Annotated in this window: 13 protein-coding genes and 1 tRNA gene; 6 read left to right on the top strand and 8 right to left on the bottom strand. The window is 71.9% G+C overall.

Annotation, left to right across the window (positions count from 1 at the left end; translation table 11 throughout):
* Positions 1 to 139: 139 nt before the first annotated feature.
* The 3 genes from J4H92_RS04680 (at position 140) to J4H92_RS04670 (ending at position 12630) form a co-directional block, all read left to right on the top strand.
* Positions 140 to 9787 carry a DUF11 domain-containing protein gene (locus J4H92_RS04680; protein ID WP_208096635.1) on the top strand — a complete coding sequence of 3216 codons (9648 nt, stop codon included), beginning with the start codon at positions 140 to 142 and terminating at the stop codon, positions 9785 to 9787.
* Positions 9788 to 9913: 126 nt separating this feature from the next.
* Positions 9914 to 11071 (top strand): DNA polymerase III subunit delta', encoded by a 1158-nt coding sequence (locus tag J4H92_RS04675; RefSeq protein ID WP_208096633.1) that lies wholly within the window; start codon positions 9914 to 9916, stop codon positions 11069 to 11071.
* Complete coding sequence (locus tag J4H92_RS04670; RefSeq protein WP_208096631.1) at positions 11068 to 12630, top strand: alpha/beta hydrolase; 1563 nt, start codon at positions 11068 to 11070, stop codon at positions 12628 to 12630. Before J4H92_RS04675 ends, J4H92_RS04670 begins: the two co-directional genes overlap by 4 nt.
* A 359-nt stretch (positions 12631 to 12989) precedes the next feature.
* Here J4H92_RS04670 and J4H92_RS04665 read toward each other — a convergent pair.
* The 3 genes from J4H92_RS04665 to J4H92_RS04655 all read right to left on the bottom strand — a co-directional run bounded on the left by J4H92_RS04665 (position 12990) and on the right by J4H92_RS04655 (position 13748).
* Positions 12990 to 13061, bottom strand: a tRNA-Thr gene (locus tag J4H92_RS04665).
* Between the two features lie 67 nt (positions 13062 to 13128).
* The gene (locus tag J4H92_RS04660; RefSeq protein ID WP_208096628.1) at positions 13129 to 13278 is read right to left on the bottom strand and encodes a hypothetical protein; all 150 of its coding nucleotides are present in this window, start codon (positions 13276 to 13278) and stop codon (positions 13129 to 13131) included.
* Between the two features lie 86 nt (positions 13279 to 13364).
* Positions 13365 to 13748, bottom strand: a complete 384-nt coding sequence (locus J4H92_RS04655; protein WP_208096626.1) for an RNA-binding S4 domain-containing protein — start codon at positions 13746 to 13748, stop codon at positions 13365 to 13367.
* A 250-nt stretch (positions 13749 to 13998) separates the two neighbouring features.
* Here J4H92_RS04655 and J4H92_RS04650 point away from each other — a divergent pair, with 250 nt between their 5' ends.
* Entirely contained in the window at positions 13999 to 14628 is a 630-nt protein-coding gene (locus J4H92_RS04650) for an IMPACT family protein (protein WP_341783001.1), read from the top strand.
* On the opposite strand, the gene J4H92_RS04645 is transcribed toward J4H92_RS04650, so the two are convergent.
* Both J4H92_RS04645 and J4H92_RS04640 read right to left on the bottom strand, forming a co-directional pair.
* The gene (locus tag J4H92_RS04645) at positions 14604 to 15320 is read right to left on the bottom strand and encodes a response regulator (RefSeq protein WP_208096622.1); all 717 of its coding nucleotides are present in this window, start codon (positions 15318 to 15320) and stop codon (positions 14604 to 14606) included. The two genes, J4H92_RS04650 and J4H92_RS04645, sit on opposite strands and share 25 nt — an antisense overlap.
* A complete protein-coding gene (locus tag J4H92_RS04640) occupies positions 15317 to 16663 on the bottom strand; it encodes a sensor histidine kinase (RefSeq protein WP_208096621.1) in 1347 nt (448 codons plus the stop codon). The genes J4H92_RS04645 and J4H92_RS04640 overlap by 4 nt, the downstream gene beginning before the upstream one ends.
* Positions 16664 to 16831: 168 nt before the next feature.
* Between J4H92_RS04640 and J4H92_RS04635 the strand changes: the two genes are divergently transcribed.
* Both J4H92_RS04635 and J4H92_RS04630 read left to right on the top strand, forming a co-directional pair.
* Entirely contained in the window at positions 16832 to 17749 is a 918-nt protein-coding gene (locus J4H92_RS04635; protein WP_208096619.1) for an ABC transporter ATP-binding protein, read from the top strand.
* Positions 17746 to 18879, top strand: a complete 1134-nt coding sequence (locus tag J4H92_RS04630) for an ABC transporter permease (protein WP_208096617.1) — start codon at positions 17746 to 17748, stop codon at positions 18877 to 18879. The genes J4H92_RS04635 and J4H92_RS04630 overlap by 4 nt, the downstream gene beginning before the upstream one ends.
* A 136-nt stretch (positions 18880 to 19015) precedes the next feature.
* Here J4H92_RS04630 and J4H92_RS04625 read toward each other — a convergent pair whose 3' ends face one another.
* From J4H92_RS04625 to J4H92_RS04615, 3 genes are all read right to left on the bottom strand, one after another.
* Entirely contained in the window at positions 19016 to 19897 is an 882-nt protein-coding gene (locus tag J4H92_RS04625) for an exodeoxyribonuclease III (protein WP_208096615.1), read from the bottom strand.
* A 213-nt stretch (positions 19898 to 20110) separates the two neighbouring features.
* On the bottom strand, positions 20111 to 21568 hold the full coding sequence (locus J4H92_RS04620) for a hypothetical protein (RefSeq protein WP_208096613.1): 1458 nt from the start codon (positions 21566 to 21568) through the stop codon (positions 20111 to 20113).
* Complete coding sequence (locus tag J4H92_RS04615) at positions 21558 to 22274, bottom strand: TIGR03943 family putative permease subunit (protein ID WP_208096611.1); 717 nt, start codon at positions 22272 to 22274, stop codon at positions 21558 to 21560. Before J4H92_RS04615 ends, J4H92_RS04620 begins: the two co-directional genes overlap by 11 nt.
* Positions 22275 to 22297: the final 23 nt, after the last annotated feature.

Here is a 22297-nt window from a genome sequence, read left to right as displayed (position 1 = left end):
GGGCATCGCACGCGCCGCTTCAGACGAATTCAGGGAATCTTCGCCGGGCGGCGCGCTGCCCGGCCTGCTTCGCTGCGGTCGCGGCCCCGACGGGGCGGCCGAACGGATCGCTGCTGCGCAAGAGTGGGAGTTGGGAATCATGGACGCACCTCGACGAGCGGGCGGACGACGGTCGGAGCGCGGAGCGCGGCGGCTGCGGAGGTGGATCGCCGAGTTCTCGGCGGCGGCGCTGGCCGCCGGCCTGCTCGTCACCGCCGGGGTCGGGGTGCAGAGCGCCTTCGCCGCTTCGCCGAGCCCCGCGGTGACGGCCTCGGTGCCGGGCACCGTCATCGCCGGCGAGGACGTCCGGGTGCAGCTCGCGTTCGTCGGCGATCCCGCCGCGGGGGACCAGTACAACCTCAGCGCGGGGATCCTGCTCCCCGAGGGCGTCACCGTGGTCGACACGGGCACGCTCGGTGCGCCGACCGTCTACCCCACCAGCCCGAGCGACCGGGTCATTCCCGGCGTGTACGCCAACTTCCCCGGGGAGTGCGCCGTGCTCGGCCTCGAACCGGCCGTTCCGCCGCACAGCCAGGGCCCCCACGCCTGCCAGGTGCCCGCAGGCAAGCAGTACCTGGTCTTCCAGAACATCTCCGACCTGCCGCAGAACGCGCGCACGACCCACACCCTGACGCTCCGCCCGGATGCCGACGCCTTCCCCGTGGGCTCCGACGCGCTCGAGCTCGCGGTCACCGCCTACACGAGCGCGGACGAGCGCTACATCCCGGTCCTCCCCGGGACCAGAAGCGTCTCCGCCGGCAACGCCCACACCTCGGAGCCCGGGACGAGCGCGCTGCCGATCCCCGTCGGCGCCCTCCGGATCGAGAAGAGCGAGCCGAGCCCCGAGAGCGAGCTGCTCCGCGGCGTGCACGAGAACACGACCACCTACACGCTGCGGGTCTTCCACACCGGCGAGGGCGATCTCGAGGACGTCGTCGTGACGGACTTCCTGCCCGCCGGTCTCGAGTACCTCGGGCTCGGGGGTCAGGACCGCACCTCGAACGCGAACGGAACGCGCGGCGAGCAGGCGGAGTATCCCGGGGCGCCGTCGCTGTCCGGCACGCCCGCGCCAGCGGACAGCACGGAGGGCGGACCCCGCGCCGGACGCAACGCGGCGACCGTGGGCGAGACGGTGAGCACGGTCATCCCGACGGCCCAGGAGGTCGCCGACTACGGTCTTTCGGCCGGCAGGGTCTACACGAAGGTGACCTGGAGCCTGGGCGAGCTGCTCGCCGCGGGAGGCGCCTTCGACATCGTCGATCCGGTCGCGCAGGACTACTCGGGCACTGCGGGAGAGCCCGGCTTCGTCGAGATCCGCTATCGCGCGGCCATCCCGCTCTTCGAGAACACGCTCGACTTCGACGGCGGCGGCGGGCAGCCGACCGCGGACGGCGGACGCGATCAGATCGCGAATCTCGACAACAACCGGGGCGCGTCCACCCGGCACGGCTCGCCCCAGACCGCTCCCGGCCTCGACGACGACGGGAGCGCGCAGGCCCTGCGCAATGTGGCCGGGGTGTCCGGCGAGTACCGGGGGCCGATCGCCGACGGCAGCGATCGCACGAGCAGCGGCACCGACGCCCACACCGTCGACGCCGTGGACGTGCGCGTGCTGAAGGACGTCGACGACCCCGAGTTCACCCAGGGCTCGCTCGCCACCTATACGCTCAGGATCGCGACGAGCGAGTACGTCGGAGCGGAGCTGGGCACGGGAGCCGACATCCGCCCGAACGGCCTCATCGACGACTTCGGAGACGGCACCTGCCCGGTGTTCCCCGCCGGCGTCGAGGTCACCCCGGGGGCCAGCGAGGCGGGGACGGGCATCCCGCGCCTGCGGATCGGCGATCCGGAGGGCGCACTGAGCGGCGATCTCGTCCCGGCCGACTGGAACGCCCAGCTCGGCGCGCTCGGCAGCGCCTGCGCCTATCCCTCGGCCGCGAGCGGCGCCTCGCTCACCGGCGCGACGCTCACCGGGATCGTGTTCGACCCCGCGTCCGGTCGCTTCCAGCTGGAGCTCGCGATCGACCCGCTGCCGGCGGGCGCCGAGACCACGGTGGCCTACACCGCGCGGCAGAATGCGCTCTACGCCGCCGACGACAGCCGTCCCGGGGCCACCACCTCGGGCGACTCCGTGCCCAACCACGTCGAGCTCACCGCCACCACGCAGTCGATCCCCGGACTCGACGGCGTGGTGTCGGCCGGCGGAGCCGACGCCTCGGGCGTCTGGCGGGTCTGGGACGACTCGGATGCGGTGCTGCAGGCTTCGCTGAGCGAACTCTCGAAGCACGTGCTCACGCGCAGCGCCGGCGTGCCGGACCGCAGCGACATCGTCGACGTCCCCGAATCCGAATGGGTCAAGACCCCGGAGGAGAACGAGCCCTTCTCCCCGGGGGACGAGGCCTGGTACCGGATCAGGATCACGCCGCCCGCGGGCGCCGATGTGCGCAACCCGAGGTTCACCGACTTCCTCCCGCCCGGCGTCTCCTTCGACCCGTACGCGGTCGCGGGCTCGGGCCGTCCCGAGAACATCTGGGTCGTCCCGTCCAGCACCCGGGGGCTCGGGAGCTGCCAGCCCGCGAACGTCATCGAATGGCTCGACACCTTCGTCCCGTTCGACGCCGCCACCGGCTTCGACCCCGATGGCAACATCCTCACCTTCAACCTCGGCGCCGACTGCTTCGCGAACACGGACGACCGGTTCCTGCCGCTCGACACCACCCTCGAGATCTACGTCAAGGTGACCGTCACCGACGTCTCGGCCTTCGGCCGGTTCGACCTCTCCGAGAACCTCGCCAAGTATCAGCAGCAGAACGTCGCGGGGGACATCTTCTTCCTCCGGGACGCCGCCGAGATCGAGACCGATCGGCAGGTGCGCCTGGTCAAGGGCATCCGCGACATCGACGGGGATCCCGGCCCGCCCGCGTCGCCGTCCGGCAACCCGTTCAACAGCGATGTCGACCACCGACAGGTGGTGCAGGGCGATGAGGTCGCCTTCCGGCTCGATCTGACCGCCCCGTCCGCGGACACCTCGGACTACGTGATCTGGGATGCGCTGCCCCCCGGCATCAAGAAGGCCGATATCAAGGGAGTGCAGGCGGACGGCACCTTCTCCTCGGCGACCGCCGCGCTCATCGAGCAGACGTGGGTGCCGGAGACGAATCCCGCATCGCCCAGCTACCCCGGATTCTGGGACGCGGGCGAAGCCCCGGTGGGAACCGGGTGGACGGCCAAGGTGTACGACTTCGGCGAGTTCCCCGCCGAGGTGGGCAACAATCTGCGGGGGAGCGTGAACAGCGAGCAGCGCTCCATCGTCGTCTGGGAGTTCACCGGCACCGTGCCCGGATCCTCGCCCGCCGACGACTCCGCCGATCCGCCGATCCCCGCCGCCGATCGCGGCCTCACGCTCGGTTACACGGTCGTCGTGCCCGACGGCACCGATCCCGAGGGCGGCCCGGCCGCCCAGCTGACGCAGAACTACGAGAACACGGCCTCGATCGTGCGCTACTCCGCGGTCAACAACGGCGGCGGGACCTCGGCGCTGGTGCCCACGGGCGAGGACACGCTCTCGACCGGCGCGGCGGACCCCGACGCGGGGGAGTACGCGATCGACGATCGCCGCACCGTCGACGTCTCCGACGTGTACCTGCCCGGCGCCGAGATCGACAAGCAGCTCGTCTCGACCGAGATCGCGCCCACGGGCACCACTCCGCCGGATGCCAACAACCCGAGCAGCGCCATCGTCCAGGGCGAATACGCGACCTTCGACTACACCGTCACGATTCCCGCCCACACGACCGTGCGGGAGGCCGTGCTCTCCGACGACGGCGACTTCGTGGGTCGGCCGGGCAACGGCACGATCCAGCCCGGCAACGCCTTCCCCTACAAGTTCGTCTCCGCGACGGTCGATGCCGCACCGGCGGGCGTCACGATCACCGATGCGACCGGTGCCGATCCGGCCGCGCATCCGAGCGACTTCGGCTTCCGCACCGACACGGGCAAGCTGATCTTCCCCGTCTCGTACACGGTCGGCGATGACCCCGAGACCTTCACCGTGCGCATCGTCGTGTGGACGAGCGACGTGGACGCGAGCAACACCACCGCCTCGCAGGCGCGCCCGAACGTCCCGAACAACAAGACGCTGCGGAACACCGCGCGGTTCGCCCACGGCGACCCGGCGAACCCCTCGGGCGCCCCGACCACGCTCAGCGACTACGCGGACGTCCAGTACCGCGAGCCGAACCTGAGCATCGCGAAGGCCGCCAGCCCCGACACCGACATCCGGGCCGGGCAGGACATCACCTACACGCTGACCGTCTCCAACGCGAATCGCGTCAAGAGCTACGACAACGTCGTGGTCGACACGGTGCCCGTCGGGCTTCGTGTGAACACGGCACCGCTCGCCGCAGCCGGCGCGACCTTCTCGCCCGACGCGGCCGCCCTGCAGAACGGCCTCGGCGGCACCATCACCTGGAGCCACCAGCAGTTCACGCAGCTGGCCGAGATCCCGACCACGGCGATCCTCACGTACACGGCGCAGATCGACCCCGCCACGGGCGGCGGGCGCAACTACGACAACACCGCCCGGGTGACCGGCTACACGCTGCCGAGCACGCTGCCCGACGCCGCCACCCGCCGCGGCGACCGCACCCACGCCTCGACCGAACGGGTGACCGCCGCGACCGCCGCGATCGACAAGGGCGTGCGACCGGCCGGCGGGACCGGCGCGTTCGGCGCGACGACGAGCGCGCCGATCGGCGGCACCGTCGAGTACCAGGTCGACGTCACGCTGCACCCGCAGATCAACTACTACGATCCGCGGATCGTCGACGACCTGCCCGCGGGCGTCTCGCTGACGTCCGCCTCCATCGTCGGCCCGACCATCGTGAGCGGGGCACCGGCCCTGGGAGGCGCCTGGACGCACGGGCACGATCCCGCGACGAACGTCCACACCTGGACCTACGACGGCGACATCGCGTCCTCGCCGGAGTCGCGGACGCTGCGCCTCGGCTACGAGGTCGATCTCACGACCGCCGTCGCGTTCGACGTGAACTCGCTCCCGAACACCGCGCGCTTCACCTGGGGCTCGGCCGACGGCGCGCCCGAAGCGGAACGGCAGCGCATCGACGACACCGCCACCGTCACGGTGCCGAACCCGGCGCTGCAGATCGTCAAGAAGGTCGACGGGCAGGACGAGATCACCCGCGATCCCGGTGCGAGCTTCGGCTACACGCTGACCGTGAGCCAGATCGCGGCGGGCAGCACCCCCGCCCACAACATCACGGTGACCGACGAGGTGCCCGAGGGAGTCGTGGTCGACGTCTCGAGCATCAGCCCGACCCCGGCCTCAGCCGATCCCGGCGTCGGCCTCGGCGCGGGCGGAACCATCACCTGGAGCCTGCCCGGACCGCTGCACCCGCAGTCGGGGACGGGAACCCCGAAGTCGATCCTGCTCGGCTACGAGGCCTCCTTCGCCGACTCGGGCGAGCTGCACGCGACGACCGACGGGCTCGGCACGTGGCTGACCAACACGGCGGACGTGACCCGCTTCGAGTCCTTCGACAGCGGCGGACGCGTCTACACCCCGGGGCAGAACGGGCAGGCCGCGGTGACCGACACCGCCCGGGTGCGCCCGGTGTTCCCGAGCGTGACCCTCGACAAGACCACGACGGACGGCACCACCGCCTACGCGGGCGAATCGTTCGGCTGGACGCTGACCCTCGTCAACGGGGGCAGGGGCCCGGCGCAGACCCTGGACGTCACCGACCTCCTGCCGGAGAACTGGAGCTACGACGACGACTCCGCGCGCATCAGCGTCGGCGGAGCGCCGTCGGTTCCGCTCGCCGCCCCGGTGCAGGGCAGCGAGGACGATCGCACGACGCTCACCTGGAATCTGGGCTCCGCCGCTCCTGCCGCGCCATTCCTGCCGGGCACCGCGTCGGGCGCGACCGAGGCGCAGCGCAGCGTCGTGATCACCTTCACGGCGACGCCCGGCACGGATGCGCTGACGGACGCCGGTGTCACCCGGGACGACGGGACCGCCGTGCCGCACACCAACGCGCTGCGCGCGGCGACCACCGACACCTCGGGGGCGACGGAGAACGCCGATCGCGAGTTCACCGCGGCTCCGGACACGGCCGACGCGTTCCTCCGCTCGGCGGATCTGAAGCTCGTCAAGGACGCCGCGGGCGGCGTCGTCGACACCGGGGAGGCGAGCACCAACCTGCACGGACTCACGGCCGGGAGCTGGGTCCCGGGTCAGGCCGTCGTCGCCGGGCGGTACGCGCAGCCCCAGTGGCGCATCACGGTGACCAACCAGGGACCCGACGCGGGCTTCGGGCCGTTCGAGGTCGTCGACACGCAGACGCTCCCCGCGGGCGTGACGGCGGGCACCTGGTCCGCCCGCTACTTCAGCGGACCGGGCGACGCGAGCGGCATCTCGCTCGCGCTGACCGGCAGTGGGACTGCCGCCGATCCGTTCGTCATCGGGGACGGCGCGACCAGCCTCGCCGCCGATGGCAGCGATCGGATCGTCCTGCGCGCGGATGTCTCGGTCGCCGCGGACGCCACCGCGAGCGGAGCGGAGCTGAACAACGTCGCGACGGTCGAGGGCCGCACCCACGAGCCCGACGCCAAGAAGCCGGACAACACCGACGACGTCTCGAAGCCGCTGGCGCCGAGCGCGGATCTCGCGATCGACAAGACGGTCAGCACGGCCGAGCCGAACGCCGGCTCCGCGATCACCTGGCAGCTGGCGCCGAGCAATATCGGCCCGTCGGTCTCGGTGAGCACCGCCGCGAACCCCATCACGGTCACGGACACGATCCCCGAGGGGATCCACGGCGTCGCAGATCCTTCGAACCCGACCTGGACCGCGGCGGTTCCCGGGGGATGGCCCGCCGAGGCGGGGGACACGATCACCTGGACCTACCAGGGGACGGCGCTGCCGGTCGGCGCGGCTCCGGTCATCACGCTGAGCGGCGTCGTCGACGCGTCCTGGACGCCGACCTCGGGCCCGAGCGGCGACGGCCGGATCCTCAACACCGCCGTCATCTCCCCGGGAGGAACCCGGGATCCCGTCGTCCCCAACAACACCTCGAACGCCCCGGTCACCCCGGACGATGCGACCACCCTCGGGATCTCCAAGACCCGGGTGGTGAAGGAGGGCGCCGACTGGGTGCCCGCGACGGAGACCCCGGAGTGGGGCGACCCGGTCAGCTATCTGATCGAAGTGGTGAACAACGGTCCGGCCGACGCCCGCGACGTCGCGGTGGTCGACGAGACGCCGGACGGTCTGAGCTACGACTCCCATGAGAACGTCTCGGGCGTCTGGACCCGCGCGGCCGGCGGCACCAACGCCGCGGGGACGACCTCTCCGGCCTGGGATACCTTCGCGCTCGACGGCCCGCAGCAGGTCGGCGCCGGGCACGCCACGTCGTTCGTGGTGACCTACGGCACCGATGCGACGGTGCCCGCGGGCACGCCGATCGAGAACTGGGCCGAGGCCTCGGCGGAGAACGCCACCAACGAGCCGCGCGACGACGATCGAAGCGACTCGGCGCGCGTCGCGAACCTGTCGATCGTCAAGTCGCACACCGGTCAGGCGGTGGCGGGTGAGCCACTCGACTACCGGATCGTCGCGACCAACGAGGGCCCCAGCGTCTCGGACGGTCCCATCGAGATCACCGATCTGCTGCCCGCGGGCTTCAGCTACGAGTCCGGAAGCGCCGAGGTCAGGATCGCCGGCGGCGCCTGGCAGTCCCTCGAGCCGAGCGTCTCCGGACAGCTGCTGAGCTGGACCCTGCTCACCGGCGCGGGCGACACCCTCGCCGTCGACGCCACCATCGAGATCGTCCTCACCACGGCCGTCGCCGACACGGTCCGGGAGCAGCAGGCGCTCGTGAACCGGGCGGAGGTCGACGCGCCGAACGATCCCGACCCGCGCGACGACGTCTGGGAGGATCCGACCGACGTCGTGACCCGCGCCGACATGACGATCGAGAAGACCGTCGCGGCGGGCCCCTGGGTCGCGGGCACCGAGGTCGCGTACGAGCTGACGATCCGCAATGCGGGTCCCTCGGCCGCGCCGGCGACGGTGACCGACGCCCTTCCCTCCGGGTTGACGCTCGTCTCGATGTCGGGCGCCGGATGGGACTGCGACGCGGCCGTCGCGGGCGCGCAGAGCGGCGCCTGCGCCTATGAGGCGAACGACGGCCTGCACCCCGTGGACACCGCCGCCGATCCGTTCGGCAGCACGATCACCGTGGTGGCGCTGATCGGCGCGAACGTGCCGGAGGGCACGCGGCTCCTCAACGAGGCGGTGCTCGACTGGAACGACAGCCGCGGCACGCACCACGACGACGATGACGCCGAGATCACCGTGCACGCCGAAGCCGATCTCGCGCTGCAGAAGACCGCCGTGGACGAGCGCGGCGACGAGATCGCCTCGGCCGTCGCGGGCCGGAGCGCGCGCTACGCGCTGGAGGTCGAGAACCTCGGCCCGAGCGACGCGGTCGCACCGCTCACGGTCGTGGATACGCTGCCGAGCGGTGTCAGCTTCGTGCAGCTGGTCGCGGGCAGCTCGGCGAACTGGACGGCCGAGGCCGATCCGGCCGATCCGCAGCGGATCACCTTCACCCGGGTCCCGACCGGCACGGGTCTCGCGGCCGGCGCCTCGGCGCCGACCATCGTGTTCGAGGTGGGGCTCGACGCCGCACTCGAGGAGACGGATCCTCCGCGCGTCGACCCGATCGTGAACACCGCCGTCGTCAGCTCGGGCACGGATGATCCGAACCCCGGCAACGACGACGACGAGGCGCCCCTGGAGATCGAACGCGAGGTCGACCTCTCCATCGCCAAACAGCACGACGCCGGGCAGGTGCGCATCGGCGACGAGCTGCCGTTCGAGATCGTGGTCACCAACCACGGGCCCTCCGAGGCCACCGGGATCACCGTCACCGATACGGTGCCGCGGGGCCTGAAGATCCTCAGCGAGCCGGGCGACGACCTGGGCGACGGCTGGACCCTGGTCTCGGTGGTCGAACCGGCCAGCGACCCCTCCTCCGGAGGAGAGCTGATCGCGAGCTACGCGGGTCCGCTCTCCCCCGGCGAGAGCACGCCGCCGCTCACCATCGCCACGCGGGTGACCGAGCGGGCCTACGATCGCGTCGTCAACGTCGCGAAGGTCACGGGCGACGAGACCGAGACCCGCACCGACAACAACCGCGCCGAGGACGAGGTCGTGGTGCCGCCGCTCGCGACGCTCGTCACGACGAAGACGGCCGTCGGATCGTTCCGGGTCGGCGAGACCGGCACCTACCGCATCACGGTGAAGAACCTCGGCCCGACCGAGGATCCCGGCCCCATCACCGTCACCGACCGCCTCCCGGACGGGCTGAGCTTCCACTCCTCGCCGGACGACGGCGTGCGGGTGAGCGGCAGAACCGTGACCTGGACGCTCGAGGACGGGCTCGCGGTCGGCGAACGGGCGAGACTCACCCTCGTCGTGAACGTGGCCGCCGCGGCCTATCCGTCGGTGACGAACACCGTATCGGTCTCCTCGAAGACGGAGTTGACGCCCGATTCCGTGACCCACTCCGACGCGACGATCGAGGTCCGGGCCGCCGATCCGCTCGTCGTGACCGGTGGCGACGTCGCGCCGTGGATCCTGCTGCTGGCCCTGCTGCTGCTCCTCGCTGGCGCCGGGGTGTACGCGACCGGCCGGAGGCAGCGCGCACGCAACGCCGAGTAGGGCTCGCCGACGCCCCTGCGCGGGAACGCGGGACGTGGTCGCTGTTCAGCGACGACCACGTCCCGCCCCCGCACGGAACACCGGAGATGCCCGCCCGTTGTCAGCGGCGATCGCTACGCTGGTCCTGTGAGCTTCTGGAGCGAGATCGTCGGACAACCGGCCGCGGTGGAGACGCTCGAGCGCGCGTCCTCGACGGAGACCGAGCGGGAGCCGGCGCATGCGTGGCTGATCACCGGACCCCCGGGATCCGGGCGCTCCAACCTGGCGCTCCGCTTCGCCGCGGCGCTGATCGCGCGGTCGCCGGACGAGCGCGAGGCGGTCCATGCCCAGGTTCGCGCGCGCACCCACCCCGACGCGACCGTCCTCACGACCCAGAAGGTCATCATCGGCATCGACGACGTGCGCGAGATCCTCGCCTCCGCGCACTACGCGCCCGCCGAGGGCCGGCACCGCGTCATCGTGATCGAGGACGCCGATCGCATGCCGGAGCGCACCTCGAACGTGCTGCTCAAAGCACTGGAAGAGCCGCCGGAGCGCACGGTCTGGCTGCTGTGCTCGCCGAGCGAGGCGGACCTGCTGCCCACCATCCGGTCCCGGGCGCGCTCGCTGCGCCTGGTCACCCCGCCGGTCGAGGAGGTGGCCCGGTTGCTGCACGAGCGCGACGGCGTGCCCCGCGACTCCGCCGCTCAGGCGGCCAGGCTCGCGCAGAGCCACATCGGCATGGCGAGACGGCTCGCCACCGACCCCGACGCGCTGGCCCGCCGCTCGCGCACGGTCGAGCTGGCGCTCGACGTCGAGACCCTCGGCGACGCGATGCGCGCCGCCGCCGAGCTGCTCAAGGTGGCGCAGGCCGACGCCGACGCCTTCACCGAGCAGCTCGACGCCGACGAACGGGAAGACGCCATGCGCAGCCTCGGACTCGCGCCCGGCGCCACGATCCCGCCGCAGCTGCGCGCGCAGCTGCGCGCGCTCGACGAGGATCAGAAGCGCCGCGCCACCCGGAGCCTGCGCGACGGGATCGACCGCATCCTCACCGACCTGCTCTCGCTCTACCGCGACATGCTGCTCGTGGTGCTGGACGCCGGGCTCGAGGTCATCAACGCGGAGCAGTACGAGCGGCTCCTGCGCTCCGCCGAGCGCTGGGGGGCCGTCCGCGCGCTCGCGGCGGTGTCCTCCGTGGAGACCGCGCGCGAGCGATTGGCCCGGGCCGTCGCACCGGGGCTCGTGCTGGAGGCGATGTTCGCCGGCATCGTTGTCGCCGGCAACGAGAGCGCAACTCGATGAAGCGGATCGTGCGGCGCGGCTCCGCCGCGATCGCGGTGATCGCGGCGATCGCGATGCTCTGCGGCTGCGGTCCGGCGATGGACTTCACGCGCTCCTTTCCGCTTCCCGACAACGACTTCTCCGACTTCTCCGAACAGCGGCCGAAGTGGGAGGTGTGCGGTGTGGAGGTGCTGTGCGCCGACGTGTTCGCGCCCCTCGACTGGGATGACCCCGATGGCGAGAGAATCACGCTGCGTCTCACGAAGCACCCCGCGGAAGGAGAGGCTCGGCTCGGCTCCCTGCTCCTGAACCCCGGCGGCCCCGGCGCTTCAGGAGCCAATTTCGTCCGCCAGAACTTCGTCGGAATCGTGAACGACTCGGTTCGGGAGCGCTACGACCTGATCGGCTGGGACCCGCGAGGGGTCGGGCAGTCCTCCGCCGTGACCTGCCTCGACGATGAGGGGCTCGACGAGTTCTTCTTCGGAACGGGCGACCCGGAGGAGGACGGCGCCCTCCTCGAGTTCGGCAGCGACGCGTGGATCGAGCAGGGCCTCGAAACCTCGGCGGAGTTCGCGGAGGCGTGCGCGGAGGGCAGCGGCGATCTCCTCGGACACATCGACACGGCGTCGACGGTGCGCGACCTCGACATGATCCGGCAGATCGTGGGAGACGACAAGCTGAACTACCTCGGCTTCTCCTACGGCACGCAGATCGGTGCGCTCTACGCCGACGCCTACCCCGAGCGGGTCGGACGACTGGTGCTCGACGGCGCCGTCGATCCCTCATCGACGCTTGAGGAGGTCTCGCGCGAGCAGGTCGTGGGCATCGAGGGCGCGCTGCGCAACTACACCGCCGACTGCCTCACCCGTGAGAGCTGCCCGCTCTCGGGCGAGGGAGCGGGGGACGCCGACGTGGATCGCGCCATGACGCGGATCGGGGAGCTCCTCGCCCGCGTGGAGGCCGATCCGATCCCCGCCGCCGACGGGCGGATGCTCTACGACAGCACCATGTTCACCTCGATCGCCTCGGCGCTGTACTCCCCGAGCATGTGGCCCCAGCTCGACGTGCTGTTCGAGGAGGTCGCCGAGGGCGGGGCGGAGCAGGCCTTCCGGCTGGCCGACGCCTACTACGACCGGGATCACGGCGTCTACCGGACCAACCTCTTCGAGGCATTCATCTCCATCAACTGCGTCGACTACGATCGGCCGGATCAGCTCGACTACGACGTCATGCGAGCCGATGCCGCGAAGACGATCGAACTCGCGCCCGTCACCGGCAAGTACCAGACCTTCGGCGACATCGGCTGCGCCCACTGGCCGGCGCCCGCCGCCGACGTGATCCAGGAGGTCGAGGCCGCGGGCGCCGATCCGATACTGGTGATCGGCACCACCGGGGATCCCGCGACGCCGTTCCGGTGGGCCCAGCAGCTCGACGCGCAGCTCGAGAGCAGCGTGCTCGTCACCTTCGAGGGCGAAGGGCACACGGCCTACGGCGAGAGCGGCTGCGTCGACGCCATCGTCGACGACTACCTGCTCAGCGGTGCGGTGCCCGAGAGCCAGGACGCGGTCTGCGCGGAGTAGCCCGCGCAGAGCTCCCCGCCGCCTCGACCACTGAGCCACCGCGACCAGCTGCCAGGTCGCGCCGGGCATCGTCTGAGCGAGCGCGTGGGCCTCTGCTGTTCCCACGCATGACCGGTCCACGAAAGGCACCCACCGCGACGAAAACAATGCCCCACCCCCGTCGCGGAGAGCGCCCCTCGTGCCGGGGCACCATTCTCGTGGCAGAACTCTGAGAGACTCCGCGCCGATGCGATCCCGACCACAGCCTCACGCCCGATGAGCCCGTTTACCACGAGCCGAAGAACGCTACGCGCGATGCTGCCGGGGCGCGGGAGGTGACCCGCGCACGGCTCTCCAACAACGCTAGGTGTTTTTCTTCGAGCCACCTGTCGGATTTGAACCGACGACCTGTTCTTTACGAGGGAACTGCTCTACCCCTGAGCTAAGGTGGCGAGGCCGGGGCTGCCGGCGCACGAGGAACAACTCTAGCACGTGGCCGCCCCGCTCCCGAAGCCGCGTCTACGCGTCGCCGACGACCTGACGGTAGGCGTTGGCGAGGGACTCGATCGACTCGTTGCGGAGCTCGTCGTCCTCGATCCGCGCGACCCGCTCGGCCTCGGATGTGATCAGTTCGTAGAGCGCGTCGCGCGCTTCCTCGGAGGTTGCCATGTTCATGCCCTTCGCTTCGTGCCGGATACCGCCACAGGAACCGTAGCAGCGGCCGTCCGCGATCGGGCTGAGAGTTCGGGGTGTGCTCAGGGGAGCGCTCGGCCGCGCAGGCGGTCGATCTCTCTCCGGTCGCGCTTGGTGGGCCGACCGGCGCCGCGCTCGCGCAGCACCGCCGCGGGGCGCTCGACCCTGGGCGGGGCCGGCGGCGTCAGATCCTCGAACAGGCGAGCCGCCTCGGCGGCGCTGCCGCGCCTGGTGGCGAGGCCCGCGACCCGGTAGAGCCGCTCCGAGTCGTGCAGGCGCACGCGCACGACGTCCCCGATCCGCACCGCTTGCGCCGGCTTGGCCGAGCCGTCGTTCACCTGCACGTGACCGGCCTTGCAGGCCGCCGTCGCCTGGCTGCGGGTCTTGGCGAGACGAGCGGCCCAGACCCAGGCGTCGATCCGCACGGAGGGAGGGCTCTCGGACATGCCCCGAGCCTACCCCTCCCCTTCCCGCCCTCTTCTCTTCCCCTTCCCTCTTCCTCATCTTCCTTCCTTCTTCGCCTCCTCCTTCTCCCGACCCCTCGCCTCCCCCTGCTGCTCCCGGGCGATCCCCCTCCCCGCCCTGCCACCCCCCGTGTGGACCCGAAGTGCCGTTTCCGCTCTGCTGATGGGGCACTTCGGGTCCACGCGCGGAAGGGTCAGCCTCGACGGCTGCGCCGAGAGGCAGAATAGACGGGTGGAGTATCGGACCATCGCCGACCGGGCGCAGGCGGAGATCGAGATCTCGCGCTCACGGTTCCTCACCACGCTCGCGCGCGTGGAGACCGAGGTCGCGGCCCGTGAGGTGATCGCCGAGGCTCGGAGCGCCCACCCGCGAGCGCGCCATCACTGCAGCGCGTTCGTGCTGGGGCCGGGAGGACGGGTGCGTCGCTCGAACGACGACGGCGAGCCCGGCGGCACCGCGGGCGCGCCCATGCTGGACGCGCTCACGAGCGCGGGTCTGAGCGACGTCGTCGCCGTCGTCACCCGCTACTTCGGCGGCGTGCTGCTCGGCGCCGGCGGCCTCACGCGAGCCTATCGGGCCGCCGTCGCGCGGGCGATCGAGGCGGCGCGAATCGTCACCCGTGCGCCGCGTCGGTCGGTGCTCGTCGACTCGGGCTACGACGTCGCCGCCGTCATCGAGGCGGAGGCGCGACGTCGCGGCTGGACGCCGGGGGAGGCCGAGTACGGTGAGGCGGTGTCGCGGTCCTACCTCGTCGCGGAGGATCAGCTCGCCCCGCTCACCGCCCTCGTCGCGGAGCTCAGCGCGGGCACGGCCACCGTCGCGGTCGGGAGCACGGCCTACGTGGATCTGCCGTCCGGCTGATACCCGCCCGCGAAGCCTCGGGTGTGCGCCCACACCACGAGCTGCACGCGATCGCGAGCGCCGAGCTTCTGCAGCAGGTTCGACACGTGCGTCTTGACGGTCGCCGATCCGAGGAAGAGCTCGTCGGCGATCTCGGCGTTGGAGCGCCCGGTCGCGACCAGCCCGAGGACCTCGCGTTCGCGCTCGGTGAGTCCGAGCTGCGGCGGATCCGGCGCGACGGCTGCTCCCTCCTGCGGCGCCCGAGGCGACTGCTCCGCCGCACGCTCCATGACGGCGCGGGTCACATCCGGTCCGAGCAGCGCCCCGCCCGAGGCGAGCGTGCGCACCGCATCGATGAGGTGCTCGGCGCGGGAGGTCTTCAGGAGGAACCCGCTCACCCCGGCGGCGAGCGCATCGAAGAGGTAGCTCTCGTGCCCGAAGGTGGTGAGGATCAGGATCGCCGGCGCGCCGGCGCGATCGGTCGAGCCGTCGCCGGCGGACGCGAGGATCCGCCGGGACGCTTCGATCCCGTCCAGGGCCGGCATCTCGACGTCCATGCAGATCACCTGAGGGGAGAGCGACGCCGCCAGACGCACGGCCTCCGCGCCGTCGGCGGCCTCGCCGACGACCTCGATGTCGGCCTCGGAGTCGAGGATGACGCGGAAGCCCGAGCGCACGAGCGCCTGGTCGTCGACGAGCAGCACGCGGATCATGCCGGTACTCCTTCCCGCGGCGCTCCGGCCGCGCGATCGGTCGCGCCCGCGGGGGCGTTCATCACGGTCGCCCGGAGCATGAACCCGCCGCGCTCGCGCCGGCCGACGTCGAGGGTGCCGCCGACGGCTCCGATCCGCTCGCGCATGCCGCGGATACCCAGGCCGCCGCCCCGGCTCGTGCTCGACGGCGCGGCGGCGGAGGGGAACGCCGGTGCGCTCGCCGCGGTCCGCCGGATCCCGCTGTCGGCGACCTCCAGCTCGACGCGATCCTCGCCGAAGCGCAGCCGCACCTCGGCGGTGGCCCCACGGCCGGCGTGCTTGCGCACGTTGGTGAGCCCCTCCTGGGCGACGCGGTAGAGCGCCACGTCGACGAGCAGCGGCAGCGGCCGGGGGGCTCCCGCGACGATCAGCGTGGTCGGCGTGCCGGCGCGCTGCGACTCCTCCACCAGGGCGGGCAGCCGGGCCACGCCCACCGTCGAGGCGGCGTCGCCGGCCTCGGGGGTGCGCAGCGTGCCGACCAGCGACCGCAGCTCCCGGATCGTCGTCTCGGCGCTGCGCTCCACGAGCTCCAGCGCCGCGGTCGCGGCCGCCGGATCCCGCTCCGCCGACACGCGCGCCGCCCCGGCCTGGATGCTCATCACGGAGACGTGGTGCGCCACCACGTCGTGGAGCTCACGCGCGATCGCGAGGCGCTCGAGCGCCACCGCCTGCTCGGCGCTGGTCTGCCGCTCGCTCTCGAGCTCCCGGCCCTGGGCCTCGAGCAGCGCGAGCGTGCGGGCGGCGCGCCACGCGTTCGCGCCGAAGAAGAACGCGCCCGCGAAGTAGAGCAGGTTCGTGATGATCTGAATGACCGCGAAGGTCGCGAACGCCGAGAAGAGGCCGACCCGTGAGAACGCCGGCATCAGCTCGGGGTCCGAGGAGGCGATGAGCAGCGAGATCACGAGCCAGGCCACCATGACGATGGCGATCACGATCTGGGTCCACACGGCGAGAGCGCGGTTCGACTCCCAGGCGCCGACGGTGTAGAGGGCGATGAAGAGGCAGATGTTGATCATCAGCACCTCGGGGACGGCGAACTGGCCGCAGACGAAGAAGCCTATCGAGACGGCGACGGCGACGGGCACGGGGTAGCGGCGGCGCAGCGCGAGGGGCAGCGTGCACAGGGCGAGCCCCAGCACCCAGACCCAGACCGGCGCCACCTCGGTGTAGATCCCGGTGCGCTGGTAGAGCAGCGAGGTCGTGGTCGTGCCGAGCGCGAGCGCGAGCGCGAGCAGGGCGTCCCGGCGCAGGCCGTCGCGATCCACCCGCGGCCGCACCCAGCCCGACGCCCCTGCCTCACCCATGCGTTCCAGCGTAATCATCCGGTCGGAGTTCCGCCTCCGCCGCGGTGCGGATCCGAATCAGCCACGCGGGGGAGGCGAGCGAGCGCGGCCCCGCGTAGCGTTGCACCTGAACGATCCGATGTCGACCGGACGCGACCGACCGGCGCAGGAGAACACGAAAGGGGCAGCATGCTCGAACTCGACGCGATCACACGCAGCTTCGGCGATCGCCGGGTGCTGGACGAGGTGAGCTTCGGCGTCGCCGGCGGCCGGATGACCGGTTTCGTCGGAGGGAACGGGGCCGGCAAGACCACGACCATGCGCATCATCCTGGGCGTGCTCGCCGCGGACTCCGGCGCCGTCCGGCTGGACGGGGCGCCGATCACGCGCGGCGACCGCGCCCGCTTCGGCTACATGCCCGAGGAGCGGGGCCTCTACCCGAAGATGAAGGTCGTCGAGCAGCTGATCTACCTGGGTCGGCTGCACGGACTCTCGACGGCGGACGCGCGGCGGCAGAGCGAGTCTCTGATCGAGCGCCTCGGCCTCGCCGAGCGCGGGAACGACCCCCTCGAGAGCCTCTCCCTCGGCAACCAGCAGCGCGCCCAGATCGCCGCGGCCCTCGTGCACGAACCCACGGCGCTCGTGCTCGACGAGCCGTTCTCGGGCCTCGACCCGATCGCGGTCGAGACCGTGCTCGGCGTCCTCCGCGACTACGCGGCGAAGGGGGCCCCCGTGCTGTTCTCGTCGCATCAGCTCGACATCGTGGAGCGCCTCTGCGACGACGTGGTCGTGATCGCCGACGGCCGGATCCGGGCAGCCGGCTCCCGCGAGGCGCTCCGCGCCGAGCACTCCGGCGACACCTTCGAGCTCGAGCTGGAGGGCGCCGCCGCCGACGCCGGCTGGGTGCGGGAGCTCCCCGGGGTGACCGTGACGCACCTCGACGGCGGCTTCGCCCGCTTCGAGGCCGCCTCGGAGGCGGAGGCGCAGACCGTGCTCGCCCGTGCGGTGGGCGCGGCGGCCGCCGCCGGTCCGTCGGCGTTCCTCGTGCGGCGCTTCGCCCGGGTCGCCCCCTCGCTCGCCCAGATCTTCAAGGAGGTTGTGCAATGACCACGCAGACGACACCCGCATCCCGGAGCGCCGCCGCGCGTCCGCTGAACGGCGCGCAGGGGGCCTGGCTCGTCGCCGAGCGCGAGATCACCACGAAGCTCCGCAGCAAGCCCTTTCTCATCGCGACCGGCCTGCTGCTGCTGCTCGTGCTCGCGGGCGTGCTCTTCAGCGGTTTCCTGGCGAACAACGGCGGGATCGGCGGCCCCACCGTCGTCGCCTCGGTCGACGGCGCCGGTGCCGGGCTCGACGCCGCCGGGTTCGAGGTGACCGAAGCGGCGGACCGCGCCGCGGCGGAGGAGCTCGTGCTCGGCGGCGAGGTGGACGCCGCCGTCGTGCCGGGCGGCGACACGGCGGTCGGGCTGACGGTGCTCGCGAAGGACAGCCCGCCGACCGACCTGCTCCAGGTGCTCTCCGCGAGCCCCAGCGTCGAGCTGCTCGATCCGACGACCAACAATCCGTTCCTCGCCTACCTCATCGCCATCGGCTTCGGCCTGGTGTTCATGATGAGCGCCATCACCTTCGGCTCGACCATCGCGCAGAGCGTCGTCGAGGAGAAGCAGACCCGCATCGTCGAGATCCTGCTCGCCACCATCTCGGCGCGCACCATGCTCGCCGGCAAGATCCTCGGCAACAGCATCCTGGCGCTGGGGCAGGTGGTCGCGATCGTCGCGCTCGCCTCGGTCGGCATGCTCGCGACCGGGCAGGATCTGATCCTCGGCGAGCTCGGCAGCTCGCTGATCTGGTTCGGGATCCTCTTCGCCTTCGGCTTCGTGCTGCTCGCCGCGATGTTCGCCGCCCTCGCGGCGCTCGTCTCGCGGCAGGAGGACATCGCCTCGGTGACGAGCCCCGTCATGTGGCTCGTGATGCTGCCCTACATCGCGGTGATCTTCTTCAACGACAATCCGCAGGCGCTCGCGATCATGAGCTACATCCCGTTCTCGGCGCCGGTCGGCATGCCGATGCGCCTGTATCTCGGCACCGCGGAGTGGTGGGAGCCGCTGCTCACGCTCGGGATCCTGGCGCTCGCGATCGCCGCGGTGCTCTGGATCGGGGCGCGGATCTACAGCAATTCGATCCTGCGCACGGGCAGCCGCGTGAAGCTCAGCGAGGCGCTCGCCGCCGAGGGCTGAGGCCCGGTACGGGGCCGCGCGCTTCGGGAGGAGATCGACGCTCAGGCGGGGGTCTCCGGGGGAATCGTCCTCCCGAAAAGCGATCTCCTCCCGAAGCGCGCGATGGTGTCGGGTCGGCGGAGAGAGGGACCGCCGCTCAGCCGAAGATCATCGGCAGGTCGTCCTCGTCGTCGAAGGCATCGCCCAGCAGCGAGGGATCGATGTCGCAGACGACGGGGACGTGATCGCTCGGGCCGTCGCCCTTCCGCTCGTCGCGGTGGATGGCGGCGGCCGTCACCGCTTCGGCGAGCGACGCGGAGCCGAGGATGAAGTCGATCCGCATCCCCTCGTTCCGCGGGAAGCGGAGCTGCGTGTAGTCCCAGAAGGTGTAGCCCTCGGGCGCCAGCGGGCGCACGAGATCGGTGAGCGCGGGGGAGAACGCCGCGAAGGCCTCGCGCTCCTCGGGCGACACGTGCGTCGAGCGCCCTTCCGCGAAGGAGGGGTCGCCCATGTCGGAGGGCAGGGGGGCGATGTTGAAGTCGCCCATGAGCGCGAGCGGCAGTTCGGGATGCGCGGCGAGCCAGCCGTCCACCGCCGTGCGCAGCGCGGCGAGCCAGTCGAGCTTGTACCGGAAGTGCGGGTCGTCGAGCGCCCGGCCGTTGGGGACGTAGAGGTTCCACAGCCGCAGATCCCCCAGGGTGACGCCGAGCGCGCGCGCCTCGAGGGGCAGTCCGTTCGGTCCCGTCCCCTGCACGGACTCCTGCCCCTTCACGGCGGCCCCGAAGCCGGGCATGCCGGCGAAGCCGTGCGCGACCTCGGTCATCTCGTGACGGCTCGCGAACGCGACGCCGTTCCACTGGTTCAGGCCGTGGATCTCGAGCCGGTATCCGGCGCGCTCGAATGCCTCGCGCGGGAACTGGTCCGGGCGGCACTTGATCTCCTGCATCGCGAGCACGTCGACGTCCTCGCGGACGAGCCAGTCGACGACGCGCGGTGCGCGGGTGCGGATCGAGTTCACGTTCCAGGTGGCGATGCGCATGGTTCCAGCGTAGTGCGGGTCGGAGCCGGGAACGGCCGAATCCGCGGTCCGGAGGTCCGCGGCGCGTCCGGGGAGCAGCGAGAGATCGCTGTTCCCTCAGCGGACGCGGGTGGCGATGCGCATGCTTCAAGCGTAGTGCCGTTTGATCCGGCAGCAGTGGGGCGGTTTCGCACCCGTCCCGCCCCGTCTGCTGGCGGATCAGAACCGGAGGCCTCAGCACCAGGAGCTCAGGGCGCCGTTCATGGAGCGCAGCGTCTCGCCGGTCGCGGCGTTCAGGAAGACGGTCGTGGTGCCGCTGAATCGCTGAGCCGTCGGCGAGCCGTCGGGTCGGCCCTCGGCGGAGATCACCTCGACGCTGACGGCGCGCCCGTTGGGGGAGCGGCACAGCGCGCCGAGCGAGCTGCGCTCCGAGGCCGGCGAGAACAGCGCGGCGTCGCCCTCGGGCGTGACGCGCCGCAGCTCCGCCGGCGCGCCGGACGGATCCACCACCCGATCGATGGCGGTGCTCGAGTCGAGGAGCACCCGGTCCACGATGTCGGTCGCGACCTGCGACACCGCATCCGGCCCGGCCGGCGGCGACGGCAGCCCGATCGCGGTCGGAGTGACCGCGAAGGCGTCCGTGGTGGCGAGATCCAGGATCACCTGCTCGCCCTCGCGCTCCAGCACCAGCTCGTTCCCGCCCGGCAGGAACCCGTCGAGCGCGTCGAAGCGGCCGAGCAGCATGGGCGCCTGGTCGAGCGACGGGTTCAGCATCAGCAGGCGCTGCTCGTCGGTGAGCGCCACCACGCCGGTGGTGCCGGGCACGAAGCGCCAGTCGACCACCCGCGCGGGGGCTCCCCCCTCGCCCATCGCGACGAACGGCGCGCCGCCGGCCCCGCTGAGATCCCACAGCACCAGGGCCTGGTCGAGCTCGCTCCCGTCGGTGTGCTCGCCCGAGACGACGGCCCCGGCGAACGAGACGCCGGCCTCTGCCCGCAGCTCGGTGATCGAGCTCAGCGGCAGGGGCGTCAGTTGCGCGACCCCGCCCCCGCTTCCGCTCAGAGGGGCGGAGGCCAGCCGGGCGCCGCCGCCGTCGTCGAGCTCGATCGTGACGACGCGGTCGGAGAGCAGCGCGAACTCCTGGATCCGCCCGGCCTCGGTGACGACGCGTCCGCCCCCTCCGCCGATCAGCTCGTCGGCGAGGATCCGGTCGCCCTCGCCCCCACTCCCGCGGAGCAGCGTGTACACGCTGATGTCCGGAGTGCGCAGCTCGTGCTCGACCTCGGCGCGCACCCCGGTGAACGCCCCCGTGACCGAGACCCGCAGACGGTAGGCGGCGGCGTAGTCGAGCGACTCCAGGAAGCGCACCGTGACCCGGGCCCCGTCCGACTCCACGCTGAGGGGCACCTCCGGGTCGATCGAGACCGCGCCCTCCGCGGGCGCGTCGATGGGCTGGTTCAGCTGCAGCACGACGCGGGCGCCGGGACTCTCGACGAGCGCGAAGGGGTTGCTCTCGACCCGCTCGAGGCGCGGCGGCTGCAGCATGCCCGCGCCGGCGAGCAGCAGGCCGAGCGCGATCAGTGCCGCGAAGAGCGCCGCGCTCACGATTCTGAATCTCGACCGGGCGCCCCGCGGCTCGTCGCTCCGCTCGGACCCGGGGAGGCTCTGGGGCGCGGCGGCGTCAGTAGACATAGGGATCCTCGGGCGTGGTCGTGGTCTCCATCCCGCTCGGCAGCAGGGTGTAGGGCCATTCGCTCAGCGCGCTCGGGTTCGGCGCGAAGGTGCCGGAGACGCTCACCCAGTCCCCCTCCGCGAGCTCCTGCTGCCAGCCCGGGCGGTACACGGGCACGCCGACCGGCTGCGCGTCCACCGCGCAGCAGTTCACGACGAAGCGCGTGATGGTGAAGATGCTGTCGGGGTCGCTGCGGTCCGCGGCGACGAATCCGAGCAGGGTCGCGCTGCGACCGGTGAGTTCGCTCTGCTCGCTCTGGCGCAGCAGCAGCGACCAGTCGCGCACGGTGAGCTCGTAGTCCGGGGTGCTCCCGTCGGGCGCCGGCAGGCGCTCGGAGGCCGAGGCGACGTTCAGCTCGCGATTCTCCGCGGTCACGGTGCTGAGCGTCGCGGGCGGCGCGATCAGCAGGGAGGCGCCGGTGAGCGCGACGAGCGCGATGGATCCGGTCGCGCGCCAGCGCGTCCGCGCTGGCCGGGTGACGTGGTCGTGGTCGTGGGTGTCGCCCCGGGAGCTCGGCGTCAGCGCGAGGGCGGCCACCGTCGCGACGGCGGCGAGGAGCATCATGGTCACCGTGAAGGTGAAGTAGCGGGGATGGATGTACCATCCGAGCCGATCCGCCCCCGCGAGCCAGAGGATCGCGATCGTGCCGAGCAGCAGGAGGGTCACTCCGGGCCAGCTCCCTCCGAGAC

The sequence above is a fragment of the Leucobacter weissii genome (assembly GCF_017565745.1).
Taxonomy (GTDB): domain Bacteria; phylum Actinomycetota; class Actinomycetes; order Actinomycetales; family Microbacteriaceae; genus Leucobacter; species Leucobacter weissii.
The sequence above is the reverse complement of the archived record's forward strand: the minus strand, read 5'-3'. Positions and strand labels throughout refer to the sequence as shown.